At 72.4% G+C, this 16,242-nt stretch carries 15 protein-coding genes and 1 pseudogene; 6 read left to right on the top strand and 10 right to left on the bottom strand.

The window, feature by feature from the left end; genetic code table 11:
* Nucleotides 1–64: 64 nt before the first annotated feature.
* The 6 genes and pseudogenes from AB0959_RS35900 to AB0959_RS35875 form a co-directional block, all read right to left on the bottom strand.
* On the bottom strand, nucleotides 65–1,066 hold the full coding sequence (locus AB0959_RS35900; RefSeq protein ID WP_366830929.1) for a proline racemase family protein: 1,002 nt from the start codon (nucleotides 1,064–1,066) through the stop codon (nucleotides 65–67).
* A gap of 32 nt (nucleotides 1,067–1,098) precedes the next feature.
* A complete protein-coding gene (locus tag AB0959_RS35895; RefSeq protein WP_366830928.1) occupies nucleotides 1,099–1,995 on the bottom strand; it encodes a dihydrodipicolinate synthase family protein in 897 nt (298 codons plus the stop codon).
* Nucleotides 1,996–2,447: 452 nt separating this feature from the next.
* Nucleotides 2,448–3,812 (bottom strand): annotated as a pseudogene (locus AB0959_RS35890) (NAD(P)/FAD-dependent oxidoreductase); the annotation flags it as partial.
* Complete coding sequence (locus AB0959_RS35885; RefSeq protein WP_366830927.1) at nucleotides 3,802–4,101, bottom strand: (2Fe-2S)-binding protein; 300 nt, start codon at nucleotides 4,099–4,101, stop codon at nucleotides 3,802–3,804. The pseudogene AB0959_RS35890 and the gene AB0959_RS35885, both read right to left, overlap by 11 nt.
* Entirely contained in the window at nucleotides 4,098–5,249 is a 1,152-nt protein-coding gene (locus tag AB0959_RS35880; RefSeq protein WP_366830926.1) for an FAD-binding oxidoreductase, read from the bottom strand. The genes AB0959_RS35885 and AB0959_RS35880 overlap by 4 nt, the downstream gene beginning before the upstream one ends.
* A 236-nt stretch (nucleotides 5,250–5,485) precedes the next feature.
* Nucleotides 5,486–6,157: a hypothetical protein gene (locus AB0959_RS35875; RefSeq protein ID WP_366830925.1), complete on the bottom strand. Its 672-nt coding sequence runs from the start codon at nucleotides 6,155–6,157 to the stop codon at nucleotides 5,486–5,488.
* A 264-nt stretch (nucleotides 6,158–6,421) separates the two neighbouring features.
* Here AB0959_RS35875 and AB0959_RS35870 point away from each other — a divergent pair, with 264 nt between their 5' ends.
* The 5 genes from AB0959_RS35870 to AB0959_RS35850 all read left to right on the top strand — a co-directional run bounded on the left by AB0959_RS35870 (nucleotide 6,422) and on the right by AB0959_RS35850 (nucleotide 10,955).
* Complete coding sequence (locus AB0959_RS35870) at nucleotides 6,422–7,087, top strand: helix-turn-helix transcriptional regulator (RefSeq protein ID WP_366830924.1); 666 nt, start codon at nucleotides 6,422–6,424, stop codon at nucleotides 7,085–7,087.
* 32 nt (nucleotides 7,088–7,119) lie between these two features.
* Nucleotides 7,120–7,659, top strand: coding sequence for a toxin-antitoxin system, toxin component (locus AB0959_RS35865; protein ID WP_366830983.1), 540 nt, complete (start codon nucleotides 7,120–7,122; stop codon nucleotides 7,657–7,659).
* A gap of 10 nt (nucleotides 7,660–7,669) precedes the next feature.
* Nucleotides 7,670–8,878, top strand: a complete 1,209-nt coding sequence (locus AB0959_RS35860; RefSeq protein ID WP_366830923.1) for an MAB_1171c family putative transporter — start codon at nucleotides 7,670–7,672, stop codon at nucleotides 8,876–8,878.
* Nucleotides 8,862–10,298, top strand: coding sequence for an FAD-dependent monooxygenase (locus tag AB0959_RS35855; protein ID WP_366830922.1), 1,437 nt, complete (start codon nucleotides 8,862–8,864; stop codon nucleotides 10,296–10,298). Before AB0959_RS35860 ends, AB0959_RS35855 begins: the two co-directional genes overlap by 17 nt.
* A gap of 429 nt (nucleotides 10,299–10,727) precedes the next feature.
* Entirely contained in the window at nucleotides 10,728–10,955 is a 228-nt protein-coding gene (locus tag AB0959_RS35850; protein WP_366830921.1) for a hypothetical protein, read from the top strand.
* Nucleotides 10,956–11,025: 70 nt separating this feature from the next.
* Here AB0959_RS35850 and AB0959_RS35845 read toward each other — a convergent pair whose 3' ends face one another.
* Genes AB0959_RS35845 through AB0959_RS35835 form a run of 3 tightly spaced genes read right to left on the bottom strand, consistent with a single transcriptional unit; the run spans nucleotide 11,026 to nucleotide 13,605 of the window.
* Nucleotides 11,026–12,012 (bottom strand): polyprenyl synthetase family protein, encoded by a 987-nt coding sequence (locus tag AB0959_RS35845; protein WP_366830920.1) that lies wholly within the window; start codon nucleotides 12,010–12,012, stop codon nucleotides 11,026–11,028.
* Entirely contained in the window at nucleotides 12,009–12,749 is a 741-nt protein-coding gene (locus AB0959_RS35840) for a 4'-phosphopantetheinyl transferase superfamily protein (RefSeq protein WP_366830919.1), read from the bottom strand. Before AB0959_RS35840 ends, AB0959_RS35845 begins: the two co-directional genes overlap by 4 nt.
* Nucleotides 12,697–13,605: a metallophosphoesterase gene (locus AB0959_RS35835; RefSeq protein WP_366830918.1), complete on the bottom strand. Its 909-nt coding sequence runs from the start codon at nucleotides 13,603–13,605 to the stop codon at nucleotides 12,697–12,699. The genes AB0959_RS35840 and AB0959_RS35835 overlap by 53 nt, the downstream gene beginning before the upstream one ends.
* A 274-nt stretch (nucleotides 13,606–13,879) precedes the next feature.
* Here AB0959_RS35835 and AB0959_RS35830 point away from each other — a divergent pair, with 274 nt between their 5' ends.
* A complete protein-coding gene (locus AB0959_RS35830) occupies nucleotides 13,880–15,034 on the top strand; it encodes an ATP-grasp domain-containing protein (protein WP_366830917.1) in 1,155 nt (384 codons plus the stop codon).
* A 183-nt stretch (nucleotides 15,035–15,217) separates the two neighbouring features.
* Here the strand turns inward: AB0959_RS35830 and AB0959_RS35825 are convergent, their stop codons facing one another.
* Nucleotides 15,218–16,135, bottom strand: coding sequence for a sulfotransferase (locus tag AB0959_RS35825; protein WP_366830916.1), 918 nt, complete (start codon nucleotides 16,133–16,135; stop codon nucleotides 15,218–15,220).
* Nucleotides 16,136–16,242: the final 107 nt, after the last annotated feature.

The raw sequence follows: 16,242 nt of genomic DNA, 5'->3' as shown, positions 1-16,242 counted from the left end.
TCGTCCTCCTTGGGGTCGTCCGGGGCGGCGTCCCCCTTCGGTCACCGGAGATTACCGGCGCTGCCTACAGCACGAAGCCCGCGGGGAAGGGGTCTTCGGGGTCGAGCAGGTACTGGGCCGTGCCCGTGATCCAGGCGCGGCCGGTGAAGCTGGGCAGGACGGCGGGGCGGCCGGCGACCTCGGTGGTGCCGAGGAGCCGTCCGGTGAAGTGGGTGCCGATGAAGGACTCGTTCACGAACTCGGTGTGCAGCGGGAGTTCGCCGCGCGCGTGGAGCTGCGCCATGCGCGCGCTCGTGCCGGTGCCGCAGGGCGAGCGGTCGAACCAGCCGGGGTGGATCGCCATCGCGTGCCGTGAGTGGCGTGCCGTCGAGCCGGGGGCGAGAAGGTGGACGTGGTGGCAGCCGTGGATGGTCGGGTCCTCGGGGTGGACCGGCTCGTCCTCGGCGTTGACGGCGTCCATCAGCGCCAGGCCGGCCTTGAGGATGTCGTCCTTGCGGGCCCGGTCGAAGGGCAGCCCGAACTCGTCCAGCGGCAGGATCGCGTAGAAGTTGCCGCCGAACGCGAGGTCGTACGTCACCGTGCGTCCGTCGGCGAGCGTGGCCTTGCGGTCGAGGCCGACGGCGAAGGACGGCACGTTCTGGAGCGTGACCGCGGTGGCGTGGCCGTCCTTGACGGCCACCTCGGCGATGACCAGGCCCGCCGGGGTGTCGAGGCGGATCGTCGTGACCGGCTCGACGACCTCCACCATGCCGGTCTCCACCAGCACGGTCGCCACGCCGATCGTGCCGTGTCCGCACATGGGGAGGTAGCCGGACACCTCGATGTAGACGACGCCCCAGTCGCAGTCGGGGCGGGTGGGCGGTTGCAGGATGGCGCCGCTCATCGCCGCGTGCCCGCGCGGCTCGTTCATGAGGAACTGCTTGATGTCGTCGCGGTGCTCGCGGAAGTACAGCCGCCGCTCGTTCATGGTGGCGCCGGGGATGGTGCCGATGCCGCCGGTGATCACCCGGGTGGGCATGCCCTCGGTGTGCGAGTCGACGGCGTGCAGGACGAGTTTGCTGCGCATGAGCCTGGCCTCCTTCCTTCTTCCTACAGGGGTTACGCGAGCCCCGCGGCGACGGCCTTCTCGGTGGCCGAACGGATCGTGGCCTCCTGCTCGGGCAGCAGCGGCACGCGCGGCGGACGGCAGCGTCCTCCGTGACGGCCCACGATGTCCATGGACAACTTGATGGCCTGCACGAACTCGACCTTGGAGTCCCAGCGCAGCAGCGGGTGCAGTTGCTCGTAGAGCCGCTTGGCGGTCGTGAGGTCGCCGTCCACGGCCGCGTGGTACAGCTCCACGGTCGCGGCGGGCAGCGCGTTCGGGTAGCCGGCCACCCAGCCCTTGGCGCCCGCCAGCGCGAGTTCCAGCAGGACGTCGTCGGCGCCGATCAACAGGTCCAGTTCGGGGGCGAGTTCGGCGAGCTGGTAGGCGCGGCGGACGTCGCCGGAGAACTCCTTGACGCCTTGGATGTATCCCTCGCCGTGCAGCTTGGCGAGGAGTTCGGGGACGAGGTCGACCTTGGTGTCGATGGGGTTGTTGTACGCCACGACCGGCAGGCCCGCCTTGGCGACCTCCTCGTAGTGGGCGAGGACGGAGCGCTCGTCGGCGCGGTACGCGTTGGGCGGGAGCAGCATCACGGACGTGCAGCCCGCGTCGCGTGCCTGTTCGGCCCAGCGGCGGGACTCGGCGCTGCCGTAGGCGGCTACACCGGGCATGACCCGTGAGCCGCCGATCGCGGACACGGCCGTCTCGACGACCTTCGCGCGCTCCTCGGGCGTCAGCACCTGGTACTCGCCGAGCGAGCCGTTCGGCACGACGCCGTCACAGCCGTTGTCGACCAGCCAGGCGCAGTGCTCGGCGTACTTGTCGTAGTCGACGGAGAGGTCGTGGTTCAGCGGGAGCGCGGTGGCGACGAGGACGCCGCGCCAGGGGCGGTGGGCGGAGACGGTCATGAGGATCCTTCCTCGGTGGGGTGGCCGGCCTCGGTGACGTGGTCGGTCTCGGGGAGGCGGTCGGTCTCGGTGGCGCGGTCGGGCTCGGTGGCGCGGCCAGTCCCGGTCGAGTGGCCGGTCCCGGTCGCCTCGCCGGTCTCAGTCGAGTGGCCGATCTCAGCGGCCCAGTCGGGCTCGGCCGACTGGCCGGGCTCGGCCGACTGGCCGGGCTCGGCCGCGCGGCCGGTCCCGGTGGCGCGGCCGGTCCCGGTCGAGTGGCCAGTCCCGGTCGAGTGGCCAGTCCCGGTCGACTCGCCGATCTCAGTGGCGCGGTCGGTCTCGGCCGAGTGGCCGGCCCCGGCCGAGTGCCCGGTCCCGGTGACGCAGTCGGTCCCCGTCGACTGGCCAGTCCCGGCGGCGCGGCCGGTCCCGGTCGACTCGCCAGTCCCGGCGGCACGGCCGGTCCCGGTCGACTGGCCGGTCCGGGCCAGTACTCCCAGCGGTACCGGGCGGGCGAACGGTCGTCTGGCCGGTGTCGGGGCGCATCCGGCGAGCCCGGCGACCGCCGGGCCGCACACCCTGCCCTGGCACCAGCCCATGCCTGCCCTGGTCAGCAACTTCACCGTGCGGAGGTCGCCGGCGCCCAGCTCGTGGACCGCCTCGCGCACCTCGCCCGCCCGCACCTCCTCGCAGCGGCAGACAACGGTGTCGTCGGTGACCTGCTCGGTCCAGTGCGCGGGCGGTGCGCAGACGGAGTCGACGGCGGCGAAGAACGCCCGCAGTCGCGTACGGGACCTGTCGGCCGCGGCCCACGCGCGTGGGTCGGGTGCGGTGCCCCGGAGGCGGGCGGCGATGGAGCGACCGGCGATGTGTCCCTCGGCGAGGGCGAGCGCCGCGCCGCCGATGCCGGTGGTCTCGCCGGCCGCCCACACGCCGGGGACGTCGGTGCGCTGCTCGTCGTCGACGAGGACGTTCGCCCCGTCGACACGGCAGCCGAGTGCCTCGGCGAGATCGGTGTGCGGGAGCATGCCGTGCCCGACGGCGAGGGTGTCGCAGGGGATGCGCCGCCGGGTGCCCGGCCGGACGCGTCCGTCGGGGTCCAGGGCGGTGACGGTGACGGCTTCGAGGCGGTCGTCGCCGTGGGCTTCGACGACGGTGTGGCCGGTCATGAACGGTACGCGGTGGCGGACGAGCCGGGCCGCGTACCCGGCGGCCTCGGGGAGCTTGGCGGCGAGCGCGGGCAGATGCCGTACGAAACCCCTCGGGTCGGCGGACTCGACGAGGGCGGCGACCTCGACGCCCGCGGCGGCGAGCCCGGTCGCGACCGGCAGGAGCAGCGGACCGGTTCCGCCCACGACGGCCGTCCGGCCCTGCACAACCAGTCCGCCCTTGAGCATGGCCTGCGCCCCGCCCGCGGTGACGACGCCGGGGAGGGTCCAGCCCGGGAAGGGAAGCACCTTCTCGTAGCCGCCGGTGGCGAGGAGGACGGCGTGGGCGTCCACGGTGGCGGGCTCGTCCTGGTGAGGACCGCGCAGGGCGTGCACCGTGAAGCCGGCGGACGGGTCCGGGTGCCGTTCCACGCACCACACGTGATGGCACGTCAGGTGGCGGACGGTACTCATCGCGAGCCCGTCCCGCAGCCGCTCCCACGTGCGCCACTGGTGGTGCAGCGCCTGCGGGCGACGGGCCCGGAGTCCGGCGGCGGGCTGCCGGTAGAACTGGCCGCCCGCCTCCCCGGCCGCGTCGATCAACGTGACGCGGACGCCCCGCGCGGAGGCGGCCAGGGACGCGGCGAGCCCGGCCGGGCCCGCGCCGATCACCGCGAGATCAGTCCCCATGGCCCGTCCCCTCCTGGGTGCGGATCGCGTCGCCCGGCCGGACCGGGACCAGACAGGCCCGTTGGTTGGGGCGGTCGTTGACGGTCACGAGGCAGTCGAAGCAGACGCCGATGCCACAGAAGATCCCGCGCGGGCGGCCCTCGCCCCGTGTCGTGCGCCACGCGGTGACGCCTGCCGTCCAGAGCGCGGCGGCGACCGTCTGGCCGGGCAGGGCCTCGATCTCCCGGCCGTCCAGGGTGACGGTGAAGGCGGGGCCGGGCTCGGCCCGCGCCAGCTCCAACGGGTTCACGCGGCCTCCTCCTCGAAGCGGTCCGGCCGGAACGGCGCGAGGTCCAGGTCGGGCACCTTGCCGCCGAGCACCTGGGCGATCAACTGCCCCGTGCCGGTGGCGAGGCCGATGCCCGCGCCCTCGTGCCCGCAGGCGTGGAACAGTCCGGGGACACGGGGGTCGGGGCCGATCGCGGGCAGGTGGTCGGGCATGTACGGCCGGAAACCGACGTACGTCCGCATCGCCCGTACGGTCTCCAGGAAGGGGAACAGCCGGACCGCGCCCGCCGCGAGCGCCCGGACGACCGGCAACGAGAACGACCGGTCGAAGCCGACCCGTTCACGGCTCGCCCCGATCAGGACCGGTCCGGCCGCCGTTCCCTCGACGACCGGCGAGGTCTGCAGGGCCGCCGAGTCGCTGGCCACGTCGGCCACGTAGTCGGCCGCGTAGACCTTGTGCCGCACCCTGCGAGGCAGCGGCTCGGTGACCAGGACGAAGCCGCGCCGGGGCAGGACGGGCAGGGAGACGCCGGCGAGGGCGGCGACCTCACCGCCCCACGTACCGGCCGCGTTCACGACGGCCGGGGCGTGGATGTCGCCGTGGCCGGTCCGCACCCCGCGTACGGCACCGTCCGCCGTGCGCAGCACCTCGGTCACGGTCCGGCCGGTGAGCAGCCGGGCACTCGAGGCGCGCAGGAGGTGCGCGGCGGCGAGGGTCGGCATCACCTGGCTGTCCTGCGGGTACAGCACGCCTCCCGCGAGGCCGGGGGCCAGGTGCGGTTCCAGGTCGTGGAGCCGGTCGGCGGTCACCGGCTCGGCCACCACGCCGGCGGCGCGCTGTCCGGCCACGAGATCCGTGAGGGCGGCGAGTCCTTCCTCCGAGGACGCGACGACCACACCGCCCTTCGCCTCGTACTCGATCGCCTCCCCCAGCTCCTCGGCGAGGTCGGCCCACAACCGGTTGGACAGCAGGGCGAGTTCGAGCTCCGGTCCGGGTTCCTTGTCGGAGACGAGGAGATTGCCCTCCCCCGCGCCCGTGGTGCCTCCGGCCACCGGGCCGCGGTCCACGACGGTCACGTCCAGCCCCGCCCGGGCCGCGTACAGGGCGCAGGCCGCGCCCGCCATCCCGGCCCCGATCACTACGACGTCGCAGGTCAGCCGTGTGTTCACATCAGTACTATGTCACATGGTTCTGCTGCGGGGAATGGTGCGGGTTCTTTTGCGGAAGGGGTGCCGAAGCGGGGAACAGCCCGACGTGGCGCACCGAAATGGGCCACCCCGAGGGCGAGTGAGCACGGTCGCGGTCTCGACACAGGCTTTGGCGCCCCGGAGGCGAACGAGCCACAAGAAACCCCGACGCCGCCGGCGACCTGAACGCCGGCGGTGTCGGGGTTTTCGGGACGGGCCTACGCCTCGGGCGCGGGCACCACGCTGAGATGGCTCGCCGTGTGCCGGGCACGGCGGGGCCGGCGCGGAGTGACCGACGGGCGTCGCGCCGCGCGCAGCACCAGTGTCATCCGCGTGTATCCCATGCCCTGCAGGGTCTTGGGGGTTTCACCGACGACACGGCAGTCGGTGCGGCCCCAGCGCGGGTCGGGGTGGACCACGGGACGGACGGCGCCGTCGTGTTCGGCGGCCTCCGGTCCGACCACGCGGAGCCAGTGCGGGAGGCCGTGCCGGTAGGCGGCGTCCATGATGGGGTCCTGGGCGATGTCGCGGCGGATGGACGCAAGGCCCCTGTCCTGGCCGTGTCGTTCCACGGCGGCGGCGAAGTCCGCCAGCAAAGGCAGGCACCAACTGGACTCGTGGTCGCCGAGGACCGTGGCCGCGTCGGGGTGGAAGAGCACGAAGCGGAGGAAGTTGTCGCCCGGCATCGCGGTCGGGTGCGGGCCCACGTCCTGGAAGAGCTTGTCGTAGGCGCCGTTGGACAGCACGACGTCCCAGCGGTGGTCGAAGACGACGGACGGAAAGGGGACGGCCTCCAGAAACGTGGCGTAGTCCTGCAAGTACGCCTGAGCCTCGAGGCTCTCGGGGACGGGTCGCGGTTCGGTCCGCTGCCCTCCTGCCTGATATGCCATCGGGAGGTCACCCCTCTTGCCTATGCGGCCTTCACGCGGCGTCTTGATCCTGGGGCCCGCGAAGGAGTCGTGTCAACTATCGTGGCATTCCACGACCGCCGACGGCTGAATCTCGCCACAGTTGTGGCGAGACCTGGATGTGAGTTCGAGTCACGGGCTAATCTCCGTGCAGTTCACGGTGGTTGACCGTGCCCGGGGGCTCGCGTCCCGCGGCACGGGGCCCCATCATGAGATTGGCTTGAGAGAGACGTAGGAGATCTGTCGGTGACGGATGGCTTCGAAGTTCCGGACGCCGCGGCGACGGTTCTGCTGCCGGCCGTCGTGGCCCGTGTCACCGCGCTCGCCGACCGGCTGGGCGTGGCCCACGGCGAGGTCTTCGACCCCCGGCGCCTGTCGCCGGCCTCCGGGGTGCCGGAGTCCGTGGTGAAGGCGCTGCTGGGCGGGCGGCCCGCCGGGGAGCCGGATCTGCAGGCCCGGTTCCTGCAGCGGCTGGCCCTGTTGCGGCGGACCCGCCTCAAGCCCAACGGACGCAAGTACACACAGCAGGAGATCGCCGACGGCGCGGGCATGTCGCGCCAGCAGGCGGGAGCCCTCATCAACGGCGACCGGCGCCCCACGATGGAGCACTGCGACGCCATCCAGCGCTTCTTCAAAGTGCACGCCGGTTTCCTCACCGCCGAGGATCCGGAGGCACTCGGGAGCGCGCTCATGCGCACCGAGCAGGAGTTGCTCCAGCAGCTCGCCGACCGCGAGCGGGAAGCCGCCCGGACCGTCCAGGCCCCCGACGATCCGCTGGAGCGGCTGCTCCAGGACCACGGCGTCCGCGGCATCGCCTGGCGGGCGGCCCAGCTACCCACCGACCAACACCGCGACAAAGTGGCGGAGTGGCTCGACATGCTCCTGGAGAGCGTCAAGCGGCCCGAGTCCTGACCCGGGGGAGAACAGTGGGCATCGGAAAGGAAATGCGCCGCCTGTGCGGCGAGTTGGTCGGCGAGCTCACGCTCCCGGCACCGGCGGAGCCCGCCGGCCTGTACTCCGCGCTGTGCGACGCCATGAGCAGACGCCGGGGCCGCCCCGTCCAGTACCGTACGGCCGCCTTCCCGCCCGGCACCGCGAGCGGGCTGTGGCTGGACATGGCCGAGCAGGACCTGGTCGTGATCGAGGAACGCACGGCGCCCGACCACCAGTTGGTGATCCTGGGCCACGAGCTGTGGCACATGCACGCCGGCCACTGCGGCCACCACGTCGAGGGTGCCGCGGTCGCGGCGCGCTTATTGAGCGCCGACAGCGACGACGACGATCTGCGGGCGACCGTCCAGAAGGTTGCCGCACGCACCCGGTTCGAGGTGAGGGACGAGCAGGACGCCGAGAGCTTCGGCCTGCTGCTGGCGAGCAAGTGCCGTACGTGGCTGGCGAGTTCCGCACTGCGCGGGCCCGTGCAGCGGGACCAGCTCGCGGGGCGCATCGAGGCGTCCCTGGGCTATCGCGGGCCACAGGGCTGAGCCGCCTCGGATGGACGGGTCCAGCTACTACTTCCCCGCCGTGGCGATGGCGATCGTCCTCGTCATCAAGACGCCCGCGCTGCTGCGCGACTGGCGCGATCCGCTGCTGCGGTCCGTGTGCGCGCTGCTCCTGCTGGCGGGCCTGGTGTTCTGCTTCGCCGCCCCGCCGACGATCGCCGAGGTCAACCACGTCACCGGCGTCACCAACATCTCGGCTCCCCTCGTCTACGTCCTGCTGAGCACCTTCAGCGCCTCCTGCCTGGTGCTGATCATCAACTGGCGTGGGGGTCCGCCCGAGGTGACGCGCCGGCTCACAGGCCGCTGGATCGCCGGCTACGGGGCGGTGAGCGCGGCGATCGTGGTGCTGTTCGCGCTCGGTGACACACCGGTGGAGCGACTGCGCGACTTCGACACGTACTACGCCAACACGTCGTTCGTCCGCGAGATGATCGTGCTCTATCTCGCCGCGTTCTCCGTCGCGGGCATCGCCATGGTCGTCATGTGCTGGCGCTGGGCGCTCCAGGTGCGCGGCTGGCTGCGCGCCGGACTACTGATCATCGCGTTCGGCTTCCTGTCGAACGTCCCCTACTCGGCGCTGAAGTTCACGGCCGTGGTGGCCCGCTGGAACGGCGGGAACCTGGACGACCTCAGCACGTACGTGGCGCCACTGGTGGCCTCCGCGGGGGCGCAGATCAGCGCGGTCGGCTTCTGTCTGCCACTGGCCTGCCAGCGCATCGGGGACTCGTGGTCGACCTGGTCGACGTACCGGAGGCTCGGCCCGCTGTGGCGGGAGCTCCGGCCCGTGGCCGACCAGGGCGAGCGCGCGGTGCGGATGTCCTGGTGGTCTCCGGTCCAACTGCAGGTGACCCAGCGGGAGTCCGACATCCACGACGGCATGCTCAACCTGCACCCCTACTTCGACTCCGAAGTGCGGTCAAGGGCCTACGCGGCGGCCGTCGCGTCGGGGTCCGCGCCCGAGGAGGCACGGGCCGAGGCCGACGCGGCGATGGTGACGGCGGCGGTGCGGGCCCGGGCCTTGGACCCCGAGGGCAGGGTCGTCGGTTCGGCGGAGACCGGCACGGCCCCCACCCCGTCGACGGACGGTCCGCGCGACCTGGTACGACTGTCCCTGGCCCTGCGTCAGTCACCCGTCGTCGCGGCTGCCCGGGAGCACGCCGCGGCCCTGTCAGAGAGCGACTTTCATGAGCGAACCAGCTGACGTCCGGGAATCCACCGCGCCGTCGGAGCCCCGTCGGGCCGTCGTCATCGGCGGAGGCCTGGCCGGTCTGCTGGCCGCCGCCGCGCTGCGGCCCCACGCCGACGTCACCGTCGTCGAGCGCGACACGCTGCCCGAGGGGCCCGAACCACGCAGGGGCGTCCCGCAGGCCCGTCACGCGCACCTTCTGTGGTCCGGTGGCGCCCGTGCGATGGAGGAGCTGCTGCCGGGGGTGACCGACGCCTGGTCGGCCGCGGGCGCCCGCCGGATCCCGCTGCCGACCGGGCTCGTGTCGCTGTCCGCGCAGGGCTGGGTGCGGCGCTGGCCCGAGATGCAGTTCATGATCGCGTGCAGCCGGGACCTGCTGGAGTCGGTGATCCGCGCCGAGGTCGTCGGGCAGTCGGGGATCACCGTGGTGCAGGGCACCGAAGTGCGGGGCCTGGAGGGCGGTGCGTCCCGGGTGACGGGCGTGCGGATCCGCGCGGCCGACGGCGAGGAGCGCGTCCTGGCGGCCGACCTGGTGGTGGACGCCTCGGGTCGTGGCTCGCGGGCCACGAAGTGGCTGGAGGCGCTGGGCGTACCGCCGGCACCGCTGGGCGAGGTCGACTCCGGGCTCGTGTACGCCAGCCGGGTCTTCCGCGCGCCGGAGGGCACCGAGGAGTTCCCCGTCGTCAACGTCCAGCCGGACGCGGCGCGGCCGGTCCCCGGACAGAGCGCGACCCTCGTGCCCATCGAGGGCGGGCGCTGGCTGGTGACGCTGTCGGGCACGCGCGGTGGCCAGCCGACCGCGTCCGCCGAGGAGTTCGAGACCTTCGCCAGGAACGTACGGCATCCCGTGGTGGGCGAGCTGCTGGCCCGCGCGGAGCCCCTGACGGATGTCGTCGTCACCCGCAGCACCGTCAACCGCCGGCGCTTCTACGAGAAGGTCGCGGGCTGGCCCGAGGGGTTCGTCGCGATCGGTGATTCCGTGGCCACGTACAACCCGCTCTACGGGCACGGCATGTCGGTGGCCGCGCAGAGCGCCCTGGCGTTGCGGGACCGGGTCGCCAAGCACGGGATCACGGCTCCCGGGCTCGCGCGGCGGGTGCAGCGGGCCGTGGCCGGGCCGGTGACGATCGCGTGGCAGCTGGCCACGGAGACGGACATCCGCTATCCGGAGGCGGTCGGCGAACAGCCCGGGTTCGTGCAGCGCGCGCTCACCCGTTACGTGAGCCGGCTGATGCGCACCTCGACGGGGCGGCCCCTGGTCTTCCATGCGTTCCTGGGTGTCATCACGCTCTCCAAGCCGCTGAGTGCCCTGCTCACGCCCGAAGTGCTCCTCGCCGTCGCCCGCGGCCCGCTGAAGCCACCGCTCACGGCTCCGCCGCTCACGGAGGGGGAGCGTGCGGCGGTGTTCGGGGGGCTGGAGGGGGCGGAGGCGTAGGGGCGTCTCGCGCGCGGGTGCGGGGTGGGTTGCATGTCGCCCCCGCCGCCCCTACCCGTCCCATCCCCGGGGCTCCGCCCCGGACCCCGCTCCTCAAACGCCGGAGGGGCTGATTTTCCTCCGGCCGGGGCTTGGGTTTTCAGCCCGTCCGGCGTTTGAGGACGAGGCCGTTCAGTCCGACAGCGGGGGTCTGGGGGCGCAGCCCTCAGGAATGGGACGGGTAGGAGCGGCGGGGGCGCCAACCCTTTCTCCCAGCGAAGGAACCCTCCCTCCACCAGGGGTTTCCGCGAGGTTTCGCCTCCGCTGAGCGGGCGAACCTCCGCGGACGGGAACGGGATTGTCAGTGGCGGGCGGCAAGCTGGAGGTGCGCCACTACCGAGCCGGGGCGCACCGACCGATCAGACCGGCCGAACAGGGGAGAGCCGTCCGATGCCGACCGCCGTACTGACCGACCGCGAACGCACCGCCGTGCAGGCCTATCTGCGGCTCTTGCAGACCGTACGAGCCGCGTTCGACGGCCCGCCGGACGGGTGCCGACCACCCGTGGTGCCGACCGGCGCGCTCGCCGAGGCCGAGCAGGCTCTGGCGGCGGCCGGACTCGCGGGCAATGAGGAGGAGTTCTTCCGGCTGCTGCGGGACTGGTGCCCGGAGGCCTGACGCCGCGGGCGAGGGTCCGTTCCCGGAGGACGGGAGCGGACCGTCCCGGGAACGGGGAAGGGCGGGCGGTTCAGGCAGCCGTCGCCCGCAGGTACAGTGCGGCCGACTGGTCCACGAGCTGCCGCAGCGCCGCCAAGGGCGCCGCGTGGCCGCCCAGTTCACCGAGGACGCGGTACGCCTCGTCGCGGAACGCGTCGAGGTCCGTCCGGTACCGGCGGAGCACGGCGGGCGCGAGGAGCAGCTCCGTGAGGTCGTGCCGCGCCTGTTCGGACGTCCGCGCGGCGCCGACCAGGTCCAGCACCCGCCCCCTCGCCCCGGGCGGCGCCTCTTCCAGGGCACAGGCCAGCAGATAGGTGAGCGTGCCGTTCCGCAGGTCCTCGTGGCGGCCGGACAGGATGTCCTCCTGGTCGTTGAACAGCTGCCACACGACGCCGAAGACGCCGCCGAACTCACGCCACAGCCGTATGCGCCCGCTGTCCGCGCCCGCCCATATGGCGGCCATGGCCGTGATCATCGCGAAGGGAGCTCCGGACTTGCACCGGTACGCCGCGACGACCGCCTCCCGCGCGGCCCCCTCCATGTCTCCCCGCAGGTCTCTCAGCTGGCCTTCCACGGCGGGGAACCAGCAGTTGACGATCTCGGCGGTGAGGGTGTTGCGCATGGCGTCGGGGACCGGCTGTGCCTGAACGATCCGGATGGCCAGCGCCTGTCCGCCGATGACGGCCGCCAGCAGCGCCTCGTGCGCGCCGAGTCCCTCGGGCGTGCCGGTCGTCCGGTTGTCGGCCAGGTCGTCGAGGTAGCAGGCCGAGGTCCACCACAGCAGGTGGACGGCCGACAGCGGGACGGCCGGTTCCGGGGCGCCGGTCTCGGCGGCGTGGACGAGCAGCGGGAGCACCGACAGGGGGTATTTCATCTTCTGGTGGTGCAGCAGGCCGGCGATCGCGTTCCTGACGGACTCCGACTCCGGGCCCAGCGCGTCGAGAGCGTCGCCCAGAGCCGCGTCGATGTCACCCGAGATCTGACGGTGCAGTTCGACGTACGACAGGGGCGAGGTCATCCGGCGGCCTCCGCGCGTCTGGTGGGGAAAGGCACCGACACGGCCGTGGCCACCAGCCCGCGTCGTACCGTCCACTTCCCCTCGAAGGACCCGATCCGCCGGCCGCCCACCACCGGCCCGGGGACTAGGAGCCGGGCGCGGAAGGTGCCCGTCCCGGTATCGGAGTCGGAGTCGGGGTCCGCGAACACGTCGATGTCGGCCTCCGAGAAGTCCAGCCACAGGGCGGTGAGCGGGAACCACGCCTTGTAGACGGACTCCTTGGCGCTGAACAGCAACCGGTCCCAGTGCACCGAGGGCCGGTCGGCGGTCAGGCGCCGCAGCCGAGCCTCCTCGGTGGGAAGCGCGATGGCGTCCAGAACGCCGTCCGGGAGGGGCTGATGGGGTTCGGCGTCGATACCGAGGGACGCCACGTCGGCGGCACGGACCAGCGCGGCGGCGCAGTAGCCCTCACAGTGCGTCATGCTGCCGACGAGACCGTCCGGCCAGGCCGGGGCGCCGCGCTCGCCGGGCAGCACGGCCTGCGGAGGCACGCCCAGCTTCTCCATGGCACGGCGGGCGCACCCTCGTACGGCGGTGAACTCCCTGCGGCGTTTGGGCACCGCCCTGGCTATGACCGACTCCTCCTCGGGGAAGAGCGACGGGCCCGCGGCTCCCTCGGCGGCGTGGCCGGCTCCGGCGGCGTCCTCACCGTACGCCTCCACGACCACGACCGACTCCGGGAGCAACTCCTCGATCACCGGCTCCGACCTCCATCGGCAGAATGCGGCGCAGCCTTCCGGGCGGCCCGGGGCGCGGGCGCCACTCGCGGGGGTAACCCACGGACACCTCTTCGAAGCGGACCCCGTCCACTGTGGTGGTCCGCGGGATGTGCAGATGTCCGTAGACCATCACCTCGACGCGGAACCTGCGGTGCCAGTCGGCGGTGAGCCGTGTGCCGCACCACATCGCGAACTCGGGGTAGTGCAGGACGTCCGTAGGGTGCCGGTCGAGGGGGTAGTGGTTCACCAGCACGGTGGGCAGGTCAGGGGGGAGGTCGGCGAGCCTGCGCTCGGTCTCGGCCACCCGGGCGCGGCACCAGGCGTCGCGGCTCGGGTAGGGGTCGGGGTACAGCACCCGCTCGTCGGTGCACACGACGCCGGTCCCGTACGCGTACTCCAGCCCCTCTTCCTTGGTCGTGCAGCCCTGAGGCAGGAACGAGTAGTCGTACAGCAGGAAGAGCGGGGCGACGACGACGGGGCCGCCCGGCCCGTCCCAGACGGGGTACGGGTCCTCGGGCGTGATGACGCCCAGTTCGCGGCACAGGGCGACGAGATGTTCGTACCGCTCGACTCCGCGTAGCGTGAGGGTCTCTTTCGGGTGGGTCCACAGCTCGTGGTTGCCGGGTGCCCAGACGACCTTGGCGAAACGGCCGGCGAGGGTCTGGAGTGCCCAGCGGATGTCGGCCACCTTCTCGGCGACGTCCCCGGCCACCAGGAGCCAGTCGTCGTCGGTCTCGGGGCGCATCCGTTCGACCAGGGCGCGGTTCTCGGGATAGCCGATGTGCAGGTCGCTGATGGCCAGCAAATGTCCCGAACCGCCGGCGGTCGACTCCACCCTCGCTCCCTCCAGAACCGGATGGGAACAAGAGAACACACGCGCGTACCAGCGGACAAGAGCGGCCCGCCGAGCGCTTGAACAGCGATCGTCACGACGCGGACGAAGGATTAACACGCGCGTGACAGCAACCAGGGCTCCGGTGGCCCTATGATCGGCCCCAACGCATCCGCCGCGCTTCCTCTCTGCGTCGGGCGGTTCGGCGTACCTCCCTCCCCCCTGGCCGGGCACGGCCTGCTCAGCCCTGCCCGCGAACCATTGAAAGGCGGCCTGCATGGTCTCTCGCGTACGCGTCTGGCTCAACCGCACGTACGCGGAGAACGTGTTCTTCATGGATCAGTTGCGGAGTAATCCACGGGGGCGACCGGTCGAGATCCACGCCACCCATGGGGACCCCGACTCGCCCGTGCTCGCCGCCGCCGACACCGCCGAGCTGGAGCCGGAGAGCCTCTCCCCCGCCGCGTACGTCGAGTTCGCGCTCGACCAGTGCCAGCGGCGCGGTGTCGACGTCTTCGTTCCCCGTCTGCACCAGGCGGCGATCGCCGCGCACCGCGAGGAGTTCGCCGCCGTGGGTACGGCGCTGCTCGCGCCGCCCGCCGAGGCCGTGCACGTCTTCGAGGACAAGGTGACGGCGTACCAGGCGGTCGAGGCGCTGGGGGTGCCGGTGCCGCCGTACTACCGGGTGCGGTGTGCCGACGAACTCGTGGCCGCCGTGGAGGAGTTGGAGGCCCGTGGACACACCGCGTGCTTCAAGCCCGCCGCGGGTGCGGGTGGGGTGGGCTTCCGTGTCGTGACCCGCGGCTCCTTCTCGATCAGCCACCTCAACGGGTTTCCGAGTCCGTACGTGCAGCTGGAACTGGTGCTGGACGCTCTGCGCGAGGCCGAGGAGCCGGTGGACTGGCTGGTGATGCCTCGCCTGGAGCAGCCGGAGGTGTCGGTGGACTGCCTCGTCGCGCCGGACGGGCGGGTCCGTATGGCGGTGGGCCGTACGAAGAACGGCCGGCGCCGTGGCTTCACGCTCAACCCCGCCTGGGTCGAGCCGGCGCGTCGGCTCGCCGAGGGCTTCGGCCTCCACTACCTCTCCAACATCCAGTTCCGCATGTTCGGCGAGGTGCCGGTGCTCATGGACGTCAACACGCGTCCCGCCGGTGGGCTCCACCAGCTCTCCCTGTGCGGTCTCAACGCGCCCTGGGCCGCCGTTCAGCTGGCCCTCGGTGAGGATCCCGGCGACCTTCTGCCGGCCCGTCTCGGGCCGGACTACACCGTGGTCTCGGGGTTGCGGGCGGTGCGTCCCGTGGCCCTTCCGCACCAGCGGCCGGACGTGGTCGCGGGGGCGGTGGCCTCGGAGTCCGTGGAGGCGCCCCACCTCGCTCTCGGTCCGACGCTGGCTGTCCGCTCCCATTCGGCGGACCGCCCCCTGACGGTCTGACGGGGCTGTCTTCGCCCCCGCCGCCCCTGCCCGTCCCGTCCTTGGGGGCTCCGCCCCCAGGTTCCCGGGGTGGGGGGTGTCTGGGGTGGGTTGGTCGGGTGCGGGTGGGCGGGGGCTGGTCGCGCAGTTCCCCGCGCCCCTTGCGGGGCGCAGCCCCGCACCATCCAGCCGGGGCGAGGAATCTCAGGTGGTGTACCCCCACGCACGTGCCAGTTCCGACAGGCGCGGGGGGAGGGTGGCGTCCGGGTCGGCCTGGCGGGCCGCCTGGATCTGGCCCGACTTGATCGTGGTGGACCAGTCGCCGAGCTGGGGCCGGAACGTCCCGTGGTCCTTGCTGCCGTAGTCGAGCATGGACGGCTCCCACCCGACGCCCAGGTAGTCGCAGATGCCCCGCGTCACGTCCTCCGGCTCAGCCGTGAGGTCCTCGTACGTGATGACGTGGCCGGGCAGGTTCTGCCGCGCCTCCTCCAGCTTCTCGCTGTAGGACAGCACCTCCGCGGCGATGGCCTCGTGGTCGGGGTCCGTACGTCGGCTCGTCAGCGACGCGATCACCGCACTCGGGTGACGCAGCAGCACGATGTAGCGTGCGTCGGGCCAACATCGGTGCAGCCGCGGCCACATGAGCGTGTTCGGCGGCGTCTTGTCGACGATCAGTTCCTTGCCGCTGCGGGTGAGCTCCAGGTGCAGCAGCCTGTCCCACAGCACGTGTTCGATCTCGTCCTTGTCGAGTTCGAGCGCCTTCATGGCGTCCGCGGTGAAGTCACGGGACATATGCACGTGCACCGTACGCAGGTGCATCTCGTGCGGGGCACGGATCCGGCTGTGGCTGTTCAGCAGCACCCGCAGGAGCGTGGAGCCGGACCGGACGGACGAGAGGACGAACACCGGCGACTCCACCAGCCGCGGGGCGCTCGGGGCGACGTAAGGCTGCTCCGCTGCGGCACCGATCCCGGTCCCGGCCCCGGTCCCCGCGCCGGTCTCGGTGCCTCGGGGCGCGGGCACCCCGTCCAGGTTCCGCTTCGGCGGGCTCACCGCCTCGGCGATCAGCCGGCCCCTGCGCTTCAGCCCTTTACTGATCGCGTTGATACGCGGGTCTCGCACGATGACACCTCTCGACCGCCACTGTCGTTGCCCCGTATCCCAGGGGCAGTGGGCGAACTTCAGGTGTCGCGGAGGGAACGCGCGAGGGTCGCGGCGGGTCGTGCACC

Source organism: Streptomyces sp. NPDC046862 (assembly GCF_040704615.1).
In the GTDB taxonomy this organism is placed as follows: Bacteria; Actinomycetota; Actinomycetes; order Streptomycetales; family Streptomycetaceae; genus Streptomyces.
The sequence above is the reverse complement of the archived record's forward strand: the minus strand, read 5'-3'. Positions and strand labels throughout refer to the sequence as shown.

What these genes read in the sequence shown, in the direction of transcription:
- AB0959_RS35900 (WP_366830929.1), bottom strand. Translation starts at nt 1,066, where the DNA reads ATGCGCAGCAAACTCGTCCTGCACGCCGTCGACTCGCACACCGAGGGC.
- AB0959_RS35895 (WP_366830928.1), bottom strand. Translation starts at nt 1,995, where the DNA reads ATGACCGTCTCCGCCCACCGCCCCTGGCGCGGCGTCCTCGTCGCCACC.
- AB0959_RS35875 (WP_366830925.1), bottom strand. Translation starts at nt 6,157, where the DNA reads ATGGCATATCAGGCAGGAGGGCAGCGGACCGAACCGCGACCCGTCCCC.
- AB0959_RS35865 (WP_366830983.1), top strand. Translation starts at nt 7,120, where the DNA reads ATGCGCCGCCTGTGCGGCGAGTTGGTCGGCGAGCTCACGCTCCCGGCA.
- AB0959_RS35860 (WP_366830923.1), top strand. Translation starts at nt 7,670, where the DNA reads ATGGACGGGTCCAGCTACTACTTCCCCGCCGTGGCGATGGCGATCGTC.
- AB0959_RS35855 (WP_366830922.1), top strand. Translation starts at nt 8,862, where the DNA reads ATGAGCGAACCAGCTGACGTCCGGGAATCCACCGCGCCGTCGGAGCCC.
- AB0959_RS35850 (WP_366830921.1), top strand. Translation starts at nt 10,728, where the DNA reads ATGCCGACCGCCGTACTGACCGACCGCGAACGCACCGCCGTGCAGGCC.
- AB0959_RS35845 (WP_366830920.1), bottom strand. Translation starts at nt 12,012, where the DNA reads ATGACCTCGCCCCTGTCGTACGTCGAACTGCACCGTCAGATCTCGGGT.
- AB0959_RS35830 (WP_366830917.1), top strand. Translation starts at nt 13,880, where the DNA reads ATGGTCTCTCGCGTACGCGTCTGGCTCAACCGCACGTACGCGGAGAAC.